The organism is Streptomyces sp. NPDC040589, from assembly GCF_055594445.1.
The window spans coordinates 465,329-482,707 of sequence record NZ_JBVIWP010000003.1 but is presented as its reverse complement, the minus strand read 5'-3'; the positions used below and the strand labels follow the sequence as shown (position 1 = coordinate 482,707).

General features: G+C 71.2%; 15 protein-coding genes. 10 read left to right on the top strand and 5 right to left on the bottom strand.

The features are described 5' to 3' along the window. Positions 1-65: 65 nt before the first annotated feature. Positions 66-2,279, bottom strand: a complete 2,214-nt coding sequence (locus tag ACZ58V_RS14710; protein ID WP_471290256.1) for a serine/threonine-protein kinase — start codon at positions 2,277-2,279, stop codon at positions 66-68. Between the two features lie 240 nt (positions 2,280-2,519). Between ACZ58V_RS14710 and ACZ58V_RS14705 the strand changes: the two genes are divergently transcribed. Further along, the gene (locus tag ACZ58V_RS14705; protein WP_471290254.1) at positions 2,520-3,242 is read left to right on the top strand and encodes a hypothetical protein; all 723 of its coding nucleotides are present in this window, start codon (positions 2,520-2,522) and stop codon (positions 3,240-3,242) included. A 125-nt stretch (positions 3,243-3,367) separates the two neighbouring features. Here ACZ58V_RS14705 and ACZ58V_RS14700 read toward each other — a convergent pair whose 3' ends face one another. Beyond that, on the bottom strand, positions 3,368-3,982 hold the full coding sequence (locus ACZ58V_RS14700) for a biotin transporter BioY (protein WP_471290253.1): 615 nt from the start codon (positions 3,980-3,982) through the stop codon (positions 3,368-3,370). Positions 3,983-4,385: 403 nt separating this feature from the next. Here ACZ58V_RS14700 and ACZ58V_RS14695 point away from each other — a divergent pair, with 403 nt between their 5' ends. Together ACZ58V_RS14695 and ACZ58V_RS14690 are read left to right on the top strand one after the other, a co-directional pair. Next, the gene (locus ACZ58V_RS14695) at positions 4,386-5,765 is read left to right on the top strand and encodes an amino acid permease (RefSeq protein WP_468189761.1); all 1,380 of its coding nucleotides are present in this window, start codon (positions 4,386-4,388) and stop codon (positions 5,763-5,765) included. Positions 5,766-5,896: 131 nt separating this feature from the next. Further along, on the top strand, positions 5,897-6,544 hold the full coding sequence (locus tag ACZ58V_RS14690) for a superoxide dismutase (protein WP_468189763.1): 648 nt from the start codon (positions 5,897-5,899) through the stop codon (positions 6,542-6,544). Between the two features lie 116 nt (positions 6,545-6,660). Here ACZ58V_RS14690 and ACZ58V_RS14685 read toward each other — a convergent pair whose 3' ends face one another. The 3 genes from ACZ58V_RS14685 to ACZ58V_RS14675 all read right to left on the bottom strand — a co-directional run bounded on the left by ACZ58V_RS14685 (position 6,661) and on the right by ACZ58V_RS14675 (position 10,076). After that, entirely contained in the window at positions 6,661-7,437 is a 777-nt protein-coding gene (locus tag ACZ58V_RS14685) for an SAM-dependent methyltransferase (RefSeq protein WP_471290251.1), read from the bottom strand. A 12-nt stretch (positions 7,438-7,449) separates the two neighbouring features. Next, positions 7,450-8,073 carry a histidine phosphatase family protein gene (locus ACZ58V_RS14680; protein WP_471290249.1) on the bottom strand — a complete coding sequence of 208 codons (624 nt, stop codon included), beginning with the start codon at positions 8,071-8,073 and terminating at the stop codon, positions 7,450-7,452. 509 nt (positions 8,074-8,582) lie between these two features. Continuing rightward, the gene (locus ACZ58V_RS14675; RefSeq protein ID WP_471290248.1) at positions 8,583-10,076 is read right to left on the bottom strand and encodes an FGGY-family carbohydrate kinase; all 1,494 of its coding nucleotides are present in this window, start codon (positions 10,074-10,076) and stop codon (positions 8,583-8,585) included. 156 nt (positions 10,077-10,232) lie between these two features. Here ACZ58V_RS14675 and ACZ58V_RS14670 point away from each other — a divergent pair, with 156 nt between their 5' ends. Genes ACZ58V_RS14670 through ACZ58V_RS14640 form a run of 7 tightly spaced genes read left to right on the top strand, consistent with a single transcriptional unit; the run spans position 10,233 to position 17,372 of the window. Continuing rightward, positions 10,233-11,654: an ABC transporter substrate-binding protein gene (locus tag ACZ58V_RS14670; protein ID WP_471290246.1), complete on the top strand. Its 1,422-nt coding sequence runs from the start codon at positions 10,233-10,235 to the stop codon at positions 11,652-11,654. A gap of 3 nt (positions 11,655-11,657) precedes the next feature. Next, complete coding sequence (locus ACZ58V_RS14665; protein WP_468189773.1) at positions 11,658-12,536, top strand: carbohydrate ABC transporter permease; 879 nt, start codon at positions 11,658-11,660, stop codon at positions 12,534-12,536. Next, complete coding sequence (locus ACZ58V_RS14660) at positions 12,533-13,357, top strand: carbohydrate ABC transporter permease (RefSeq protein WP_468189775.1); 825 nt, start codon at positions 12,533-12,535, stop codon at positions 13,355-13,357. The genes ACZ58V_RS14665 and ACZ58V_RS14660 overlap by 4 nt, the downstream gene beginning before the upstream one ends. After that, complete coding sequence (locus tag ACZ58V_RS14655; RefSeq protein WP_471290244.1) at positions 13,354-14,442, top strand: ABC transporter ATP-binding protein; 1,089 nt, start codon at positions 13,354-13,356, stop codon at positions 14,440-14,442. The genes ACZ58V_RS14660 and ACZ58V_RS14655 overlap by 4 nt, the downstream gene beginning before the upstream one ends. Continuing rightward, positions 14,439-15,278 carry a DeoR/GlpR family DNA-binding transcription regulator gene (locus ACZ58V_RS14650; protein ID WP_468189785.1) on the top strand — a complete coding sequence of 280 codons (840 nt, stop codon included), beginning with the start codon at positions 14,439-14,441 and terminating at the stop codon, positions 15,276-15,278. Before ACZ58V_RS14655 ends, ACZ58V_RS14650 begins: the two co-directional genes overlap by 4 nt. Further along, positions 15,250-16,344, top strand: coding sequence for an ABC transporter ATP-binding protein (locus ACZ58V_RS14645; protein ID WP_471290242.1), 1,095 nt, complete (start codon positions 15,250-15,252; stop codon positions 16,342-16,344). The genes ACZ58V_RS14650 and ACZ58V_RS14645 overlap by 29 nt, the downstream gene beginning before the upstream one ends. Beyond that, entirely contained in the window at positions 16,341-17,372 is a 1,032-nt protein-coding gene (locus ACZ58V_RS14640) for a 2-hydroxyacid dehydrogenase (RefSeq protein ID WP_468189789.1), read from the top strand. The genes ACZ58V_RS14645 and ACZ58V_RS14640 overlap by 4 nt, the downstream gene beginning before the upstream one ends. Positions 17,373-17,379: the final 7 nt, after the last annotated feature.

Here is a 17,379-nt window from a genome sequence, read left to right as displayed (position 1 = left end):
GTGTGAGGCCTGCGGTGCGTGTTCTGGCTTTCAGGACGCGCACCGCAGGCCTCTTTTTGCGCCCTCTACAGCACTGTGAAGCTGTCCTTGACCTTCTCGTACGTGCTCAGGGCCTCCTCCTCGATCCCTGCCTGGTACCAGGTGTTGACCTGGTACGACTTGCCGCCCACGTTGAAGCCGAGCAGACGGGCGTGCCAGCGGACGCCCTCCAGCGTGAAGGTGTACTCCCAGACCACCGCCGGGTGGCCGCGGAACGTCGTCTCCTCCAGGCGGATCTTGCTGTAGTCCTGGCCCTGGTGGGCGTTGCGTTCCGAGGTCTGCCAGGTCTCCAGGAGGTCGCCGTGCGCCAGGGCGGACTTGCCGACCAGTTCCTGGGTGCCGTCCGGGGAGGTGTAGTGCACCTCCGCGCCCGTCTTCACGTCCCGCCGCCAGCCCTCCGGTGTCGCCCAGGCGAACCCACCGGCCTCCCGGTGCGTACCCGGCGGCAGGCTCTGCGGCCGGGCTGTGCCCTCGACGGTGGATGTGGATGTGGGTGTGGCCGTGGGTGTCGGGGTGGGGCCTGTGGTGGGGGGTGCGGAGGCCGAGGAGCCTGCTCGGGGGGCGTCGTCGCCCGGTGAGCCGGACGATGTCGCCAGGATGATTCCCGCGACGGCACCGGCCGTCGCGACCGTGGCCGCCGCGGCGGCGAGCATCCTACGGCGGTGGCCTGCGCGGGGGCGGGACAGGGCCGGGACCGCGGGGCCGGGGAGTTCGCCCGGCGGCATCGGGGAGGGTGGCGGCGTGGGGCGGGGGCGGCACTCGGTTGCTGCCTGTGCGCGGGTGAGGGAGACGGGGCTCGGGCGGGGGGTGGTGGTGGCACGGCTGTCGGGAAGGGGCGTGTTCGGCTGCGCCTTCGCGGCGGCTGCCGTGGTGGGAGCGGTGGTGGCCGTGGCCGAGGGGTGGTGGTCGAGGGTCGGGAGTGGTGTCGCGTCCAGGACGGGGGCGGGTTGGCGGGGGTCCTGGGGCGCGGCTTGCGCGTGGGCCGGGGTGGGTGGTTGCTGTGGGGTGAGGGCTGTGAGGGGTGGCGGCGCCGTCGTAAGGGCCGGTGTCCGGGGTTCCGGTTCAGGGGTGGGTTGCTGGTTCTTCTCGGGGGCCGGTTCCGGAGCGCGTTGCTTTTCCGGGTCCGGGATGCGTTGCGGTTCCCTGTCCGTGTCCAGGTCCGGCCTCGGTCCCGGTCCCGGCTCCCCCTCGGTGTCCAAGTCCGGCCTCGGTCCCGGTCCCGGCTCCCCCTCCGTGTCCAAGTCCGGCCTCGCTCCCGGTCCCGGCTCCGGTTCCAGGTCCGGGGTACGTTGCCGATCCGGTTCCGGTTCCGGTTGCGTGTGTAGGTCCGGCTCCGGCCGTCCCTCCTCAAATCCCCCTCCCCCCAGGGTTTCCTCGAGGCCGACCGCCCCCCACCCCACCGACACCGTCGGCGTGGGAACCGGGAACGCCACCGCTTCCAGGGCCGTTTCCAGGTCCTCCAGGTTCGGGCGGGTCGACGGGTCCTTTTCCAGGAGGGATGTGAGGATGTCGCGCAACGGGCCGGAGGCGGCGGGGAGTTCGGGTTCCTCGTAGAGGACCGCGTGCAGGGTCGCCAGCGTGGTGTCGCGGGCGAAGGGGGAGCGGCCGCCCAGGGCCGCGCAGAGGGTCGCGCCGAGGGACCAGTTGTCGGAGGGCGGGCCCTGTGGGCGGCCGGAGATGCGCTCGGGGGCCATGTAGTCGGGCGAGCCGACCAGCATCCCGACCATCGTGAGGGCCTTGGCGTCCTGGATCGCGGCGATGCCGAAGTCCGTGAGGACGACGCGCCGTTCAGGGGAGCCGGGTCCCGGGCGCCGGCCGGAACCCGGGCCGCCGCGGCGTCCTGATCCGGCCGGCCCGGCCGCGTTCTCCACCAGGACGTTCCCGGGCTTGATGTCCCGGTGCAGGACGCCCCGCGCATGCACCTGCCGTAGCGCCGCGACCAGGCCGAGCCCGATCCGGGCCGTCTCGCCGGGGCTCAGGGGGCCGTCCTCCGCGAGGATCCGTTCCAGGGAGCGGCCGGCCACCAACTCCATGACGATCCACAGGCGTTCGCCCTCGTCGACCACGTCGTAGACCCGTACGACGTTGGGGTGGTCGATCCGGGCCGTGGCCCTGGCCTCGCGCAGGGTGCGTTCGCGGCGCGTCCTGTTGTCCTCCGCGTCGATACCGTCGATCCGCATTTCCTTGACGGCGACCGGCCGGTCGAGCATTTCGTCGGCGGCTCGCCACACCCGCCCCATTCCCCCCTGGCCGATACTTTCGACCAACCGATAGCGCCCCGTCACCAATATCCCTGGAACACCGCCGCTATTCACATTCCCCGGCAATCCGCTGCACCCCCTCCACGACGCCGCGACCGCCTCCAGTGAAACACAACGGTCACACTTCACGCCGTACCAGGATAGTGCGACGAAATCTTGTGGTACCTCTTTCAGTGCTGCGAATTCAGGCGCAGCCAGGGGGACGCAAGGGGGGCGAACATGAGTTCTCGTCGTACGGCCGTGGTCGTGGGGCCGCTGGTCGCGGCATCATTCTCGGCGGTGCTGATCCTTTCCGGCACTGCCGGCGCGGAGGACGGAGGGCCCGCAAGCGGCAAGGGAGGAAAGGCAGTCGACGAAGCACCGGCCGGGGTGAAGCTCACCACGCTGCTGCCCGAGAAGATCTCGGTCGACAACGGTTCGAAAAAGACGGCGATTACCGCCACCGTGAAGAACGAGGGGAGCAAGGACAGCGGGAAGATCAGGCTGCTGGTCGTCGGATTCGACGGGCTTGTGGTCAAGAGCGTCGAGGGCTGTTCCGCGATACCCGAGAACGGCCTTCCGGAGGGTTCGAACAGCGGTTTCGCCTGCGCCGTCGACAATCTCGCGGCCGGTAAGTCGAAGTCCTATGCCGTGGACGCGACGTACGACCTGAGCAAGGCCGGAAAGATCTGTCTGCCCGTCCAGACCGCCGACGGGAAGAAGACGTTCTGGCAGCAGGGCCCGGTGCCGTTCGGCACGACCAACCCGTCGCCGGACGCCCCGGCCACTCCCCTGCTGCTCGGTACCGACAACAAGCCGGTGTCCCCGGGCGGCAAGGAGCTGGCGGAGACCGGTCCGGTACGTGATCTGCTGCCGTTGGGCGCGGCCGGGGCCTCGCTGCTCGCGGCGGGCGCGGCCGGAATGTGGTGGTCCAGGCGGCAGTCGGGGCCGCAGGCGGACTGAGACCCCGGCCTCAGGCGGTCTGAACCCGCCGCGCAGCGCCACGACGCACGAGAGGCTCGCCGGGCTGAGGGAAACCCCCGGCGAGCCTCTCGTGCGCGACCGATACGTCAGCCGCGACCGTCGCGTCAGCGCTTGTCGGCGAGCTTCCAGGCCATCGGCAGCGCACCCATCGCCAGCGCCGCCTTCAGCGCGTCGCCGATCAGGAACGGCGTGAGGCCGGCCGCGATGGCGGCGGTGGCGGACATGCCGGTGGCCAGGGCCAGGTAGGGCACGCCGACGGCGTAAATGATGGCCTCGCCCACCAGCATCGTGCCCGCCATGCGCAGCATCGAGCGGTCGGCACCGCGGCGGGCCAGGGCGCCCACGACGGTGGAGGCGAGGATCATGCCGAGGATGTAGCCGAAGGAGGGGAGGATGCCCGAGGTGCCCTGCGCGAACCACGGCACGCCCGCGATGCCCGCCACGGCGTACAGCGCGAGCGCGATGAGGCCGCGGCCGGCGCCGAGGGACGTGCCGACGAGCAGCGCGGCGAAGGTCTGGCCGGTCACCGGCACCGGGGAGCCCGGCACGGGCACCGAGATCTGGGCGGCGAGGCCGGTGAGCGCGGCGCCGCCGAGCACGAGGGCCGCGTCCCGGACACGAGAGGCGGGGAGCAGGTCGGCGAGGACCTGTCCGATGGGGGTCCCCCCGCTCGAGCCCTTTCGAGAGTGGGGGAGGGCGGGGACGGCAGCGGTGCTCATGGGGACTCCGCGAGGGTGAGGGTGGGTCGGGACACGGTGACGCTATCCCAGCGTCCTCGCCCTGATCACCGTCAGCGCTCGACAAAGGGGCGAACGCGCGGTTGGTTGGCTCCGGACAAAAGGTGGGCGTTACACCAAGCATGACGTGATGCCGGTCACGGTGGCAGCGAGGCTTCGGTCACGGACCCGGCGGAGAAGCGGACTGTAGGGTTTCGCCAAATAGCCTCCAGGACGGGTGCCCGTGGCTTCCGCGACGGGCGTCCACCCTCCGTTCCCGGGGCCTCACGGCGTGCGTTCCATATGTCCGCATGCTGGACACCCCTCCCTCCTGGGCGAAGGGACCACCCAGACTGGCGGCGTTTTTGCCCTCTCTCGCCTCTCACGCATTGGACGAGCCGCGCCCATGCCCAGCACCACCACCGGGACGCCGCCCAGCACGGACGACGCCTCCCTCTCCCATGGCCTGAAACAGCGACACCTGTCGATGATCGCCCTCGGCGGGGTGATCGGCGCCGGTCTGTTCGTCGGCTCCGGCGCGGGTATCGCCGCGGCCGGTCCGTCGATCGTGGTCGCCTACGCCCTCTCCGGTCTCCTCGTGATGCTGGTGATGCGGATGCTCGGCGAGATGTCGGCCGCGTATCCCTCGTCGGGGTCGTTCTCGGCCCACGCGGAGCGGGCGATCGGCCCCTGGGCCGGGTTCACCGCCGGGTGGGCGTTCTGGGTCCTGCTCTGTACGGCCGTCGGCCTGGAGGGCATCGGGGCCGCGAAGATCGTCAGCGGCTGGCTGCCGGGCACCCCGGAGTGGGCGTGGGTGGCGCTGTTCATGGTCGTCTTCTGCGGCACGAACCTCGCGGCCGTGAAGAACTTCGGCGAGTTCGAGTTCTGGTTCGCGGCTCTGAAGGTCGGTGCGATCACCCTGTTCCTGGCGCTCGGCGTCCTGGCGATCCTCGGCGTCCTGCCCGGCACGGACTCGCCGGGCACGAGCCACCTCACCGACTTCATGCCGAACGGCGGTGAGGGCCTCGTCATCGGCCTGCTCGCCTCGGTCTTCGCCTACGGCGGCCTGGAGACGGTCACCATCGCGGCGGCCGAGTCGGAGAACCCCGTCAAGGGCGTGGCGAGCGCGGTCCGTACGGCGATGTGGCGCATCGCGCTGTTCTACGTCGGCTCGATGGCCGTCATCGTCACCCTGGTGCCGTGGGACTCCAAGGAGGTCGTCGAGAAGGGCCCGTACGTCGCCGCCCTGGACGAGCTGGGCATCCCCGGCGCCGGGCAGCTGATGAACGTGGTCGTGCTGGTCGCCCTGTTGTCCGCCATGAACGCCAACGTCTACGGCGCCTCGCGCATCGGCTACTCGCTCGTGCAGCGCGGCCAGGGCCCGAAGGTGCTGGGCCGGGTCTCGGGCGGGGTGCCGCGGATCGCCGTACTGGCGTCCTCCGTCTTCGGGTTCCTGTGCGTGCTGCTGAGCTACTGGCGGCCGAACGACGTCTTCGCCTGGCTGCTGAACATGATCGGCGCGGTGATCCTGGTCGTCTGGATCTTCATCGCCGTCTCGCAACTGCGCCTGCGCCGCCGCCTGGAGCGCGAGACGCCGGAGAAGCTGGCCGTACGGATGTGGGCGTACCCCTGGCTGACCTGGGTCGCCCTGGCCGGCATGGCCGCGGTCTTCGTCCTGATGGCCCGGGAGCCGGACACGCGGGTGCAGTTGTACTCGACGGGCGGGATGACACTGGTGCTGGCGGCTGTCGGGTACGCGTGGCAGAAGGCGCGCGCCAGGCAGTAGGAATCTCATCGTGAAGGCCCCCGCGACACACGCGGGGGCCTTTTCGTGCGCCCGGGCACCCACCGTCGCCATCCTGCTGCTAGCGTGCAGTTGCAAGCTAATTGCAATAAGAGGTTCGAAGGGGTCCCGCCTTGCCCGTCTACACGTTGCCCGAGCTCCCGTACGACTACTCCGCGCTCGCCCCCGTGATCAGTCCCGAGATCATCGAGCTGCACCACGACAAGCACCACGCGGCCTATGTGAAGGGTGCCAACGACACGCTGGAGCAGCTCGCGGAGGCGCGGGACAAGGAGACGTGGGGGGCGATCAACGGGCTGGAGAAGAATCTGGCCTTCCATCTGTCCGGGCACATCCTGCACAGCATCTACTGGCAGAACATGACCGGCCCGAAGGACGGTGGCGGGGAGCCGCTGGCCGCCGACGGTGTGGGGGAACTCGCGGACGCGATCGCCGAGTCCTTCGGTTCCTACGCGAACTTCAAGGCGCAGCTGACCAAGGCCTCCGCGACCACGCAGGGCTCGGGCTGGGGTGTGCTCGCCTATGAGCCGCTGAGCGGGCGGCTGATCGTGGAGCAGGTCTACGACCATCAGGGCAACGTCGGCCAGGGCGCCACCCCGATCCTCGTGTTCGACGCCTGGGAGCACGCCTTCTACCTGCAGTACAAGAACCAGAAGGTCGACTTCATCGAGGCCATGTGGCAGGTCGTCAACTGGCAGGATGTGGCCCGGCGTTACGAGGCCGCCAAGTCCCGCGCGGACGTGCTGCTGCTGGCGCCCTGACGGCGTGCCGTCGAGTCGTCCTGCCTCGTGATCGTCTTCTCACCCTTCACGGCGGCAGGCGGAAAGAAGGAAGCCCCCGCGAGGACCTGACTCGCGGGGGCTTTCCCGTGCGTGGGCTACGGCTTGCGGCCCAGGCCGCCGTGCTGGCCGATCGCCTCCGTGGACGCGCCCGGCTCGGGGCGCCACAGCGGTACCGAGACCACGCCCGGTTCCACCAGCTCCAGGCCCTCGAAGAAGGCCTCGATCCGCTCGACCGGCCGCAGGAAGTAGGGGACCGCGCCGGTCTCGTTGTAGGCGTCCTGGGCCTGTTCGTAGGCCGGGTCGGTGCCGCGGGAGCCCTCGTTCAGGGAGAGGTGGCTGCCTGCGGGCAGGCCGGCCAGGAGGCGGCAGACGAGGTCGCGGGCCTGTTCGTAGTCGGCCACGTGCCCCAGGATGCCGCTGAGGATCAGGGCGGTGGGGCGGGTGAGGTCGAGGGTCTTCCCGGCCGCCTCGATGATGCGCTCCGGCTCGTAGAGGCTGATGGGCTCGTACGCCGTCGCGCCCTCGGGCGTGGAGGTGAGCAGGGCGCGGGCGTGCGCGAGGACCAGGGGGTCGTTGTCGACGTAGACGACGCGCGACTCGGGGGCGAGGCGCTGGGCCACCTCGTGGGTGTTGTCGACGGTCGGCAGGCCGGTGCCGACGTCGAGGAACTGCCGTACGCCCGCCTCCTGGACGAGGTGGCGGATGGTGCGGCCGAGGAAGGCGCGGCTGCCGCGGGCGATGGTGACGATGCCGGGGAACACGGCGGTGTAGGCGTCACCGGCCGCCTCGTCCACCGGGTAGTTGTCCTTGCCGCCCAGCCAGTAGTTCCAGATCCGGGCCGAGTGCGGCACCGAGGTGTCGATCTGCGTCATGGGCCCATAGTGCTACGGCACTTCCGCCTCACAGGGCACATTGAGTGAGAGGAGTGCGGCGGAACCGTCGGAGTTCATGCGCAGTTCGCTGATCGCCGCGTTCCGCAACCGCGGGAGCACTCTGCGGTACTCCCGGGGCGGGATCGACAGCAGCGTGCACAGCACCAGCCGCAGCAGGGTGTTGTGGGCGACGACCAGGACGCGTCCGCCGGGGTGGGCGGCGGCGATGTCCCGCAGGGCACGGGTACCCCGGGCCGCTGCCGCCAGCGGATCCTCGGCGCCGGGGAAGGAGTGGGCCACCGGGTCGGCACGGTAGGCCGCGGCCCACTCCGGGTCCTCCGCCTCGAACTCGGCGAGTGTGCGGCCCTCCACCACCCCGAAGTCGCACTCGATGAGGCCGGGTTCGCGCTGCGGGGTGAGGCCCAGGGCGCGGCAGGCGGGCTCGGCGGTGGCGCCGGCCCGGGACAGCGGGGACGTCCAGATCGCGTCGACGGGGTGGGCGGCGGCCCACCGGCCGAGGGCCTCGGCCTGGGCGCGTCCGGTGTCGGTCAGCTCGATGTCGCTGACCCCGGCGTACCGGTTCTCGGCGTGCCAGACGGTCTGCCCGTGGCGGGCCAGCAGGAGGGTCGTGGTCATGGGCCGGTCCGTTCGTACGTGGTCGGGCCACCGACGCGGGTCGGCAGCCAGGTGGTCGGAGCGCCGATGCCGGGCGGCGCCAAGGTGCTCGGGCCGCCGGGGCGAGGCCGCGCCAGGCCACTCCGGCCGGCGGGGCCAGGCGGCGCCACGACGGCCGGGGCGCCCGCTCGGGGCCATGTCAGGGCCGTCAAGACGCGGGGCAGCAGCCAAGTGGCCCGAGCACCCATGCCGGTCGACGCCAAGGTGCTCGGGCCGCCAGGGCGAGACAGCACCAGGCCGATCCGGCCGGCGGGGCCAGGCGGCGCCACGACGGCCGGGGCGCCCGCTCGGGGCCATGTCCAGGGCCGTCAAGACGCGGGGCAGCAGCCAAGTGGCCCGAGCACCCATGCCGGTCGACGCCAGGGGGATCGGGCCACCGGGGCGAGGCCACACCAGCCCGCTCCGGCCACCGGGGCGAGACGGCGCCACGATGGCCGGGGCGCCCGTGCGGGGCCGTGTGAGGGCCGTCGTCATGACTGCGCCGGGTTCAGGTGCAGGCGGGCGCGGGCGTGTTCCGCGACGGATGGGGGCAGCCAGCCGCGGGCCTCCAGCGTGTTCACGAGCCGAGCGTACGGCTCGGCGAAGCGGGCCGTGCGCTCGGCGCGGGGTTCGAGCACCGTGCGGACGCGGACCATGCGCTCTGCGACGTCCGCGAGATCCCCGGCCCCCGACACCCCGTACGCCGCCAACGCCGCCATACCCAGGGCCGGTTCCGTCTGCTCCGGGATGCGGGCCGGGCGGCCGAGGATGTCGGCGCGCAGCTGGTTCCAGTACGGGCTTCGGGCGCCGCCGCCGGTGAAGGTGAGCGGGCCGTCGAGGGGGGCGCCGAGGTGGTGCAGGTAGTCCAGGCACAGGCGTTCCGCGAAGCCCACACCCTGGAGCAGCGCGGCCCACAGCTCGGCGTCGTCCCCGGGGTCGCCGAGGACGAACCCGGTGGCCTCCGGCGCCAGGAACGGGAACCGCTCCCCCGGCGACACCAGCGGGTACGCGACCGCGCGGGACGGCTCGAAAGCCGCCGCCCGCTCGTCCATCGCGGCCGGGTCGGCCTCCGGGAAGTGCGCCGCGAGTGCCCCGGCGCCCACGCTCGACGCCCCGCCGGGCAGCCAGGTGCCGTCGGGGGCGCGGTGGTTGTAGACCACTCCGGTGGGGTCCCGGACCGGGTCCCGGGCGGCTCCCTTGAGCACGAGCGTGGTGCCGAGCACCGAGTTCCAGGAGCCGGGCCGCAGCGCGCCCGAGGCGATCTGGGCCGCGCAGCCGTCGGTCATGCCGGCGAGCACCGGGGTACCGGCGGGGATGCCGGTGGCCTCGGCGGCCTGCGCGCAGACCTCGCCGAGGCGGGTGCCCGGGCGTACGACGTCGGGCAACAGGCGGTCGGGAAAGCCCAGTTGGGCCAGGGCCGCCTCCGGCCATGCCTCGCGACGGAGGTCGTAGCCCGTCTTGAGGGCGTGGCTGGAGTCGGCCGGGGGCGGTTCGCCGGTGAGGCGGGTGACCATCAGGTCGGGCTGGTGGGCGAGCCGCAGGCCGGGGCCGTACTCCCCCACCAGCCACAGCGCCTTCGGCAGCGCCCAGGTGTCCTGCACCGCGAGCCCCGCGTCCCGGGCCCGTGCCGCCTCCGAGGCCGCCCGTCCGTCGTCGTACATCAGCGCGGGGCTCACCGGCCGGCCCGAGCCGTCCGTGAGCAGGACCGTGCCGGACGTGCCGCACACCGCGAGTCCGCCGATCGGCAGGCCCGGCGGGGCGGAGCCGAGTGCCGCCCGGGACGCCGTGCACAGCGCCTGCCACCAGCGCACCGGGTCCTGCTCGTGCCGCACTCCATCGCGGCGCCCGGTCAGCGGGGCCGAGCCGCTGCCGAGGACCGTGCCGTCGGCGGTGACGAGCAGCACCCGGACGCTCTGTGTGCCCAGGTCGATCCCCAGCCAGCCCGCGCCCCTGCCCTCCCCCTCGCCCGCACCCTCGTCCACCATCCGGAACCTCCCACGCCGTCGCAGCCGGATCTGTGAACTTCTCACTGTGCCCCGATATTTTCCCGTGCGCGAGGGATTGACGCCCAACTTCAGCCGTTCCACCCTCTGTTAACGAGTCGACTCGACGTGTTAACCAGGCTCCACGTGGAGGTACGGATGGACACGCACGTGCACGACCGCCGGCGCTTCCTCGCCCTCGCCGCCGGGGCTGCCGCGGCCCCGCTGCTCACGGCCTGCGGCTCCGGTTTCGGCGGGAACGACAGCAAGAGCGACGGGTCGGCGGCGGACGACATCACCGGTTCCTTCGACTGGAAGCGCGAGAAGGGCACCACCGTCAAGGCGTTGCTCAACAAGCACCCGTACACGGACGCCCTGATAGCCGACCTGAAGTCCTTCACCGAGAAGACCGGCATCAAGGTCGAGTACGACGTCTTCCCCGAGGACAACTACTTCGACAAGCTCACCGTGGACCTGTCCAGCGGGCGTGCCTCCTACGACGTGTTCATGCTCGGCGCGTACATGGTGTGGCAGTACGGGCCGCCGAACTGGCTGGAGGACCTCGGCCCCTGGATGCGCAACTCCTCGGCGACGGGCGCCGAGTGGGACCAGGGGGACTTCTTCCCGAACCTGCTCCAGGCCGACCAGTGGTCGCTGAAGGCGGGCGCGCCGCTCGGCCAGGGCGGGCAGTACGCGCTGCCGTGGGGCTGGGAGACGAACGTCGTCGCCTACAACACCGAGGTGTTCAAGAAGCTCGGTGTGAAGCCCGCCGAGTCGTTCGACGAGCTGGCCGAACTGGCCGGGACCATCAAGCGGAAGGCGCCGGGCGCCGGTTTCGACGGGATGTACGGGATCGCCGTACGCGGATCCAGGAGCTGGGCCACCATCCACCCCGGCTTCATGACGATGTACGCCCGCAACGGGCTGAAGGACTTCACGGTCGACGGCGGGAAGCTCACGCCCGCCATGAACAGTCCCGAGGCCGTCGCCTTCACCGAGGACTGGGCCCGGATGGTCAAGCGGGGCGGGCCGCCGTCCTGGACGTCGTACACCTGGTACCAGTGCTCAAGCGACCTGGGCGCCAAGAAGGCCGGGATGCTGTTCGACGCCGACACGGCCGCCTACTTCCAGGCGGTGAAGGGCGCCAGCCCAGCCTCCGGGAAGATCGCCTTCCACCCGGGGCCGAAGGGGCCGGACGGGTCGCTGGCCACCAACATGTGGATCTGGTCGCTCGGCATGAACGCCAAGAGCAAGAAGAAGAGCGCCAGTTGGCTGTTCCTGCAGTGGGCGACCGGCAAGGAGCACCTGCGCAAGAGCGCGATCACGCACAACCACATCGACCCGGTGCGCAAGTCGGTCGCCGACGACGCCGCGTACAAGGACAAGATGCGGCATCTGCCGGGCTTCCTGGAGACCTTCGAGACGGTCGTCGACCAGACGAAGATCCAGTTCACCCCGCAGGCGCAGTTCTTCGACGCGACGACCAGCTGGGCGGCGGCCCTCCAGGAGATCTACGGCGGCGAGGGCGCGAAGTCGGTCCTGGACGGGCTGGCGGACGACCTCGCCGGCAAGGTGGGGTAGCGCATGCGCCTGGCCCTGCGCCCGTACCTCCTGATCGTCCCGGCCCTGCTGCTGACCTGCGGGATCCTCTACCCCTTCGGGCTCGGGCTGTACTACACGCTGTTCGACTTCTCGGCGAGCAAACCGCAGCCGGACATGGTGCGGTTCGAGAACTACAGCGCCGTCTTCACGCAGGAGGCGTTCTGGAACTCGGCGTGGGTGACGGTGCTGTACGCGGTCGGGGCGGCCCTCGTCGAGACCGTGCTCGGGGTGGCCGTCGCCCTGCTGCTGCACCGCTCGACGCTGCTGGGCCGGGTCCTGGAGAAGATCCTGATCCTGCCGCTGATGATCGCCCCGGTCATCGCGGCGATCATCTGGAAGCTGATGCTCCAGCCGTCGGTCGGGGTGGTCAACCACCTGCTGAGGCCCTTCGGCCTGGGCGGGGTGCAGTGGACCGACACCCCGACGGGCGCGCTGCTGTCGTCGATCGCCGTGGACGTGTGGGTGTACACCCCGTTCGTGGCGATCCTCGCCCTCGCCGGTCTGCGGTCGCTGCCCGCCTCCCCGTTCGAGGCGGCGGCCGTGGACGGCGCGGGGTGGTGGTACACCTTCCGGCGGCTGACGCTGCCGATGCTGTGGCCGTATGTGCTGGTCGCGGTGATCTTCCGGTTCATGGACTCGCTGAAGGTGTTCGACATCATCTACGCCCTGACGGAGGGCGGGCCGGGTGACTCGACGGTGGTGCTCCAGATCCGGGCGTACCTCGAGGCCATCCGCTTCCAGCGGTACTCCTTCGGGATCAGCTACACGATCGTGCTGTGGGCCGTGGTGTATCTGGCCGCGATGGTGCTGGTGAAGCACCTGGGGAAGATCCAGCGGAAGGCCGCGGAGGTGACCACATGAGGAAACGCCTGGTGGGGTGGGTGTGCGACACCGCCCTCGTCCTCTACTTCGTCTTCGCGCTGTTCCCGATCGCCTGGATGGTGATCCTGTCGCTGAAGCCGACCGACCAGCTCTTCTCCACCTACTTCTCCTTCTCCCCCACCCTCGACGGCTACCGGACGGTCCTCGGCGACAGCGAGGGCATCCCGTTCGTGCGGTTCTTCGTCAACAGCCTGGTGGTGTCGGTGGGAGCGGTCGCGCTGTCGCTGGTGGTGGGGCTGCCGGCGGCGTACGCCTCGGCGCGGTGGCGGTTCAAGGGCTCCGAGAACCTGATGTTCACGCTGCTGTCGTTCCGCTTCGCGCCCGAACTCACCGTGATCATCCCGCTGTTCGTGCTGTACCAGAAGCTCGGCCTGTTCGACACGTACGTCGGCATGGTGTGGGTGCTGCAACTGGTGACACTGCCGCTGATCGTGTGGATCATGCGGTCCTACTTCGCCGATCTGACACCGGAGCTGGAACAGGCGGCCCTGCTGGACGGCTACACCCGCAAGCAGGCCTTCTTCCGCGTCGCCCTGCCGCTGGTCAAGCCGGGCATCGCGGCCGTGTCGCTGCTGGCCTTCATCTTCGCCTGGAACAACTTCGTCTTCCCGCTGATCCTCACCTCCAACGAGGCCCAGACGGTGACCGTGGGCGCGCTGTCCTTCCTGGGCGGGGACCGGCCCAAGTACAACCTGACGGCCGCCGCCGCGCTGGTCTCCGTCGTACCGCCGCTGCTGCTGGCGCTGACGATCCAGCGGTATCTGGTGCGCGGTCTGTCGTTCGGGGCGGTGAAATCGTGATCACGCTGAGCGGGATACGGAAGGCGTACGGCAAGACCGTCGCGCTCGACGAACTCGAACTGGAGGTCAGGGAGGGCGAGTTCTTCTGTCTGCTGGGCCCGTCGGGGGCCGGTAAGACGACGACGCTCAAGACGATCGCCGGGCTCGAACCGCCCGACTCCGGCACGGTCGTGCTCGACGGCGAGGACATGCGGGGCGTGGAGCCGTACGACCGGGGCGTGGCCATGTGCTTCGAGAGCTACGCGCTCTACCCGCACCGCTCGGCCTACGACAACCTGGCCTCGCCGCTGCGCTCCCCCCGGCACCGGCTGCCCGCCGACGAGGCCCGGCAGCGGATCGGCGCGGTCGCCGAGCTGCTCGGCATCTCCGCCCTGCTCGACCGGCCCGTGGGCCAGTTGTCCAACGGACAGCGGCAGCGGGTCGCCCTCGGGCGGGTGCTGGTGCGGCCGGCCCGGGCCTTCCTGCTCGACGAGCCGCTGTCCCACCTGGACGCCAAGCTGCGCCAGCAGATGCGGGCCGAGCTGAAGGCGATCGGGGCCGTGCAGCACACCACCACGCTGTACGTCACGCACGACTCCGTCGAGGCGCTGGCGCTCGGCGACCGGATCGGGGTCATCCGTCAGGGGCGGATCGTGCAGACGGGCACGCGGGAGGAGATCTGGTACACGCCGTACGACACGGAGGTCGCGCGGGCCTTCGGGCGGCCCCGGATCAATCTGCTGCCGGGGGTGGTGACGGAGAGCGGGGTGCGTGCGGACGGCGGGGTGGAGCTTCCGGTCCGGGCCCAGGCCGCGCCGGGCACGGACGTGCTGGTCGGTCTGCGGCCCCGGGACATCGCCCTGCACGGCGACGGGCACGAGCTCACCGGGACCGTGTACGTCACGGAGGTGCTCGGACGGTCCGTCGAGGTCACCGTCCGGCTGGGGACCGGGGAGCAGCGGGTGTCGCTGGTGGCGCCCCGGGCGGACGCGGCACGCCTTCGTGCGGACGAACCGGTACGGCTCGCGGTCCGGCCTGAGAACCTGCTGCTGTTCGAGGCCGACCGGCCGGAGCGACCGGGACGACGGATAGAGACACGATCATGAGCAGCAGCAGTGGTGGACAGCAGGGGCCCGCGGCGCGGCAGGCCGCCATGGCCGAGCAGGTGCTGGCCGACGGTTCGGCGACGGCGGCGGAGCTGGCCGAGCGGTTCGGGGTGAGCCTGATGACCATCCACCGCGACCTCGACGAGCTCGAACGACAGGGCATCGTACGCAAGTCCCGGGGCGGGGTGACCGCGCAGCCGTCGGGGGTCTTCGAGTCGAACGTGCAGTACCGGCTGAAGACCATGCGGGCCGAGAAGGCCGCCGTCGCCGAGCACGCGCTGCGGATGGTGGAGCCCGGCATGGCGATCCTGCTGGACGACTCCACGTCCACCCTGGAGATAGCCAGGCGGCTGCGCACGGGCGAGGTCACGCCGCTGACGGTCGTCACCAACTTCCTGGAGGCCATCAACCTGCTGTCCGACCAGCGGGGCATCCACCTGATGGCGCTCGGCGGCGACTACGATCCGCTGCACTCCTCCTTCCTGGGGGTGTCCTGCGTGGAGGCGGTCGAGCAGCTGCGCGTGGACGTGTGCTTCGCGTCGACGTCGGCCGTGCACGGGGGTTACGCCTACCACCAGGAGCAGCACATCGTGTCCGTGAAGCGGGCGATGCTCGACGCGGCGGCACGGAACGTCCTGCTGATCGACCACACCAAGCTCGGCCGGGTCGCCCTGCACCGGGTCGTCCCGCTGTCCCGCTTCGACACGCTCCTGGTGGACGACGGGGCGTCGGCGGAGGCGCTGCGGGATCTGGACGAGCACAAGGTCCGTTACGAGGTTTGCCCGACGCCCGGAAAAGGGGACGGCCATGACGGGAACCGGACTGGAGCTACGTGAGCTGCGTAAGACGTATCAGTCGCGGGGGCGGCCATCGGTGGATGCCGTTCGCGGGATCGACCTGAGCCTGCGATCCGGGGAACTGCTCGGGCTGCTCGGGCCGTCCGGGTGCGGCAAGTCGACCACCCTGCGCATGATCGCCGGGCTGGAGTCGGTCACCGGCGGGGACATCCTGGTCGGCGGGGACTCGGTGGTCGAACGGCCCGCCCAGCAGCGGAACATCGGGGTCGCGTTCGAGAACTACGCGCTGTATCCGCCGCTGTCGGTCGCGGAGAACCTGGCGTTCGGGCTCAAGGCGCGCAAGAAAGCCGCCCGCGGTTCCCGGGGTGACGTCGACCGCAAGGTGAAGGAGATCGCCGAGCGGGTCGGGCTGACCGACCTCCTGGACGCCCGCCCGGCAGGCCTCTCCAGCGGCCAGAAGCAGCGCGTGTCGCTCGCCCGGGCCCTGATCCGCGAGCCGGACGTGCTGCTCCTCGACGAGCCGCTGTCCCACCTGGACGCGGCCCAGCGCGACACCACCCGCCGGGAACTCAAGCGCATCCAGAAGGATTTGGGCCACACCACGATCCTGGTCACCCACGACCAGGAGGAGGCCCTCTCGCTCGCCGACCGGATCGCCGTGATGAAGGACGGCGTGATCCAGCAGCTCGGCACCCCGTACGAGATCTACGACAGCCCGGCCAACCTGTTCGTCGCGGACTTCGTCGGCGAGCCCGCGATCACCCTGCTGCCCGGCATCGCCACCGGCGACGGCGAGGCCCGCCTCTCCGGCTCGGTGCGGATCGCGCTGCCCGTGCCGGTGGAGCAGGGGCGGGAGGTGGTGGTCGGGATCCGCCCCGAGGACGTCTCGCTCACCGCCGAAGGCGGCCTGCCCGCCCGGGTCGTCGCGCACGAACCGCTCCTGGAGTCGGGCCTGGCGACCCTCGCCCTCGACGGGGTCGAACGGCATCTGGTCGTCCTCACCGACCCCGAGGTGCGGCTCGCCCACGACGATCGGGTCCGGGTCGCCGCCGATCCCCAGCACACCCATGTCTTCGACGCCGAGACAGGAGCCTCACTGCGATGACCTCCGAAGAGAACGTGCGTGTCGTGGCCGCCGGTGACCACTTCGTCCTGCCGTCGCTGATCACCCGGGCGGTGGAACACGAGGTGGAGCGGGCGCGGATCAGGGAGCTGGAACTCGGCTGGCCGCTGGAGCCGTTCGGGCCGGTCGCCGAGGTGCAGGAGGCCAGTGACGCCGAGGACGAGCTGATCGAGGCGCTGGCCGGGGCGGAGGTCCTGGTCACGCAGATGGGGCCGGTGACGGAGCGGGTTCTCGCCGCCTGTCCGGACCTGAAGCTGGTCGTGGTGTGCCGGGGCGGGCCGGTGAACGTCAACCTGGACGCGGCGAAGAACCGGGACGTGCGGGTGTGCTTCGCGCCGGGCCGCAACGCCGCCGCCACCGCCGAGTTCACCGTCGGCCTGATGCTGTCGGCCCTGCGCCGCATCCCCCAGGCCCATGACCCGCTGGCCCGGCAGGGCAGCTGGGAGGGCGCGACCTACTACACGTACGAGCAGAGCGGTCTGGAGCTGGAGGACCTGCCCGTCGGGCTGGTCGGATACGGGGCCGTCGGCAGCCGGGTCGCCCGGGTGCTGTGCGCGTTCGGGGCGCGGGTGATGGTGTACGACCCGTATGTGCACGGGGAGATCCACGGACTGCGCGTGAACTCCCTCGACGACCTGCTGCGCGACTCCCGGGTGATCACCCTGCACGCCCGGCTCACGCCCGAGACCCGGGGGCTGATCGGCGCCCGGGAGCTGGGGCTGCTGCCGCCCGGCGCGGTGGTGGTGAACGTGGCCCGGGGCCCGCTGCTGGACGAGGGCGCGCTGTGCGACGCGCTGGAGAGCGGTCGGCTGTCGTCGGCGGCGCTCGACACCTACGAGCGGGAGCCGCTGCCTGCGGAGTCCCGGTTGCTGGGGCTGGGTGACCGTGTCGTGCTGACCCCGCACCTGGGCGGGGCGTCGCGCGCGGTGGCGGAGAAGGCCGCGCGGATCGCCGCCGAAGAGGTGGGCCGCTGGGTGCGCGGGGAGCCGCTCGCGCACTGCCTGACCTGAGGACCGG

Excerpts from the sequence above, each read along its gene's own strand:
- ACZ58V_RS14700 (WP_471290253.1), bottom strand. The coding sequence starts at position 3,982 with ATGAGCACCGCTGCCGTCCCCGCCCTCCCCCACTCTCGAAAGGGCTCG.
- ACZ58V_RS14665 (WP_468189773.1), top strand. The coding sequence starts at position 11,658 with ATGCGCCTGGCCCTGCGCCCGTACCTCCTGATCGTCCCGGCCCTGCTG.
- ACZ58V_RS14705 (WP_471290254.1), top strand. The coding sequence starts at position 2,520 with ATGAGTTCTCGTCGTACGGCCGTGGTCGTGGGGCCGCTGGTCGCGGCA.
- ACZ58V_RS14660 (WP_468189775.1), top strand. The coding sequence starts at position 12,533 with ATGAGGAAACGCCTGGTGGGGTGGGTGTGCGACACCGCCCTCGTCCTC.
- ACZ58V_RS14645 (WP_471290242.1), top strand. The coding sequence starts at position 15,250 with ATGACGGGAACCGGACTGGAGCTACGTGAGCTGCGTAAGACGTATCAG.
- ACZ58V_RS14710 (WP_471290256.1), bottom strand. The coding sequence starts at position 2,279 with ATGGGGCGGGTGTGGCGAGCCGCCGACGAAATGCTCGACCGGCCGGTC.
- ACZ58V_RS14670 (WP_471290246.1), top strand. The coding sequence starts at position 10,233 with ATGGACACGCACGTGCACGACCGCCGGCGCTTCCTCGCCCTCGCCGCC.
- ACZ58V_RS14695 (WP_468189761.1), top strand. The coding sequence starts at position 4,386 with ATGCCCAGCACCACCACCGGGACGCCGCCCAGCACGGACGACGCCTCC.
- ACZ58V_RS14685 (WP_471290251.1), bottom strand. The coding sequence starts at position 7,437 with ATGACGCAGATCGACACCTCGGTGCCGCACTCGGCCCGGATCTGGAAC.
- ACZ58V_RS14675 (WP_471290248.1), bottom strand. The coding sequence starts at position 10,076 with ATGGTGGACGAGGGTGCGGGCGAGGGGGAGGGCAGGGGCGCGGGCTGG.
- ACZ58V_RS14650 (WP_468189785.1), top strand. The coding sequence starts at position 14,439 with ATGAGCAGCAGCAGTGGTGGACAGCAGGGGCCCGCGGCGCGGCAGGCC.
- ACZ58V_RS14640 (WP_468189789.1), top strand. The coding sequence starts at position 16,341 with ATGACCTCCGAAGAGAACGTGCGTGTCGTGGCCGCCGGTGACCACTTC.
- ACZ58V_RS14680 (WP_471290249.1), bottom strand. The coding sequence starts at position 8,073 with ATGACCACGACCCTCCTGCTGGCCCGCCACGGGCAGACCGTCTGGCAC.